At 29.5% G+C, this 2,332-nt stretch carries 2 protein-coding genes; one reads left to right on the top strand and one right to left on the bottom strand.

Features of this window, described 5'->3' with window-relative positions; translation table 11 throughout:
* Nucleotides 1–1,343: nicotinate phosphoribosyltransferase (locus WBG30_RS03635; RefSeq protein WP_424503287.1), on the top strand; the 1,343-nt coding region annotated here is incomplete at its 5' end.
* Between the two features lie 296 nt (nt 1,344–1,639).
* Here WBG30_RS03635 and WBG30_RS03630 read toward each other — a convergent pair.
* A partial coding sequence (locus WBG30_RS03630; RefSeq protein WP_424503286.1) for a zinc-binding dehydrogenase occupies nt 1,640–2,332 on the bottom strand: 693 nt, incomplete at its 5' end.

Raw genomic sequence — 2,332 nt, 5'->3', positions numbered from 1 at the left:
ATGAAGTGATTAAACTAATAGAAATTTTAAATAGTACGAGTGAAGAAGAGAAAAGAAAATATTTTTCTGCTCTAATTCATGAAAAAGAATTACTAGAGTATTTGGTGAAGTTAAAATTTACAGGGGATATATATGCTATGAGAGATGGAGAAATAGCTTATCCTAATGAACCTATAATTACTATAAAAGCTCCTATAATTCAAGCTAAAATTTTAGAAACTCCTATCTTAAATATAATGAATATGCAGATGGCAATAGCTACCAAAGCTTCTCGTGTAACTAGAGCTGCTTATCCTACTCCTGTACTATCATTTGGAAGTAGAAGAGCCCATGGGTTTAGTTCTGCCGTGGAAGGAAATAAAGCCGCCTACATTGGGGGATGTGCCACTCATTCAAATATTGTTACAGAATATAAATATGGTGTGCCTAGTATAGGAACTATGGCTCATTCATATATTCAGACTTTTGGTGTTGGAAGGGAAGCGGAAAAAGAATCTTTTGATAAATTTATAAAAAATAGAAAAAGTGGGAATAATCCTCTTATTCTTTTGATAGATACCTACAATACATTGAAAATAGGTATTCAAAATGCTATTGATTCATTTAAAGAAAATGGAATAGATGACTCCTATGAAGGAAATTATGGTATCAGAATTGACTCGGGAGATTTGGCATACTTATCTAAAAAATGTAGGCAATTATTAAATGAGGCTTCACTATATAAAGCTAAAATAGTCCTGACTAATGGATTGGATGAGAATTTAATAAGAGCTTTAAAAGAACAAGGCGTAGAAGTAGATTCCTATGGTGTGGGAGATGCTATTGCTGTAAGTAAATCAAATCCTTGTTTTGTAGGAGTATATAAGATTGTAGAAGTTGCTGGAAAATCGGTAATAAAATTATCTGAAGATGTCATTAAAATATCAAACCCTGGTTTTAAAGAGGTTTATAGAATTTATGATAAAAATGGTCTAGCTTATGCAGATTTAATAACTTTAACTGATAATGATGACGAAAAAAAGTTGTTGATAAATAATGAGACCTTAGAACTCAGAGATGAAAATTATGATTTTAAAAATGTGAGTCTTATAGGAGGAGAATATACTTATAAAAAACTTACTAAAATTTATGTAAAAGATGGTCAAATAACAAAAGAATATTTAAAGTTAAAAGATATAAAAAATTCAAGAAATTATTATTTAAAAGAATTGAAAAAAATATCAACTGAGAGAAAGAGACTAGAAAACCCTCATAAATATAAGGTGAACTTATCTCATGATTTAAAAAAGTTAAAATATAAACTTATAAATAAAATATCTAAACAAATTAAAGGTGAAATATAGGAAAATTAATACAAAGATATAAATGGGTCTATCCTAAATTACATGTACATTCAGTTCCTAACTACTAAAGGAGAGCTATTAAAACAGCTCTTCTTTTACATAAATTTTTACTTGTTCTGGATAAATCACCACAAACATTCTTAATTTTTTTGCTTTTCAGCTCATAAAAATTCCCTCCCTAATTACTAAATTATACCTCTAATAGTTAGGAAGGGAATATTTTAATTTATACTAAATTTTGGAAACACTCAAAAAAGTAACACAATACTACATCCAAATAAATATAATTTAGTTTTTTAATTGTTTGAATGTTTTAAAATTACCCTTCCTACTAATCTTGAATTTAGCATATCTTCTACTTTTTCTAGTATTTTTTCTAATTGAACTTCTTCAATTCCATTTTCTAACTGATTCCCTTTCCAAGAATCAGCTAACATCTTCCACACTTCTTCTCTTTTTCCTTTAGGGCATTGTACAGAATCAATTCCAATAAGGCGAACTCCTCTTAAAATAAATGGGTAAACATTCATATTATCAATATTTCCTCCAGCTATATTTCCGCAGGTAGTCACAACTCCACCGTATTTTAAAGATCTAATAGCTGTTGATAAAGGGTCTCCTCCTACTGTATCAATAACACCAGCCCAAGTTTGTTTTAACATTGCTTTATTAGATGTATCTTTAAATTCATCTCTACTTAAAGTGTCACTGGCACCTAATCCCAATAAAAATTTTCTTTTTTCTTCATTTTCAACTACACCTACTACCTCATAACCCAATTTAACTAAAAATTTAACTGTATGACTTCCTACTCCACCTGACGCTCCTGTTACAAGTATCGGCCCATCTTCGGGTTTTTTTATTGAAATTAATTCGTATACAGATAGTGCTGAAGTAAATCCAGCTGTTCCATAGATCATTGCTTCTTTCAAAGTTAAATTTTCAGGTTTTTTTATTATCCAGTTAGAAGGGACTCTTATATATTCTCC

The organism is Psychrilyobacter sp., assembly GCF_049671765.1.
Classification (GTDB): Bacteria; Fusobacteriota; Fusobacteriia; order Fusobacteriales; family Fusobacteriaceae; genus Psychrilyobacter.
Note: the sequence above shows the minus strand (reverse complement) of the source record. Positions and strands in the feature narration are given on the sequence as shown.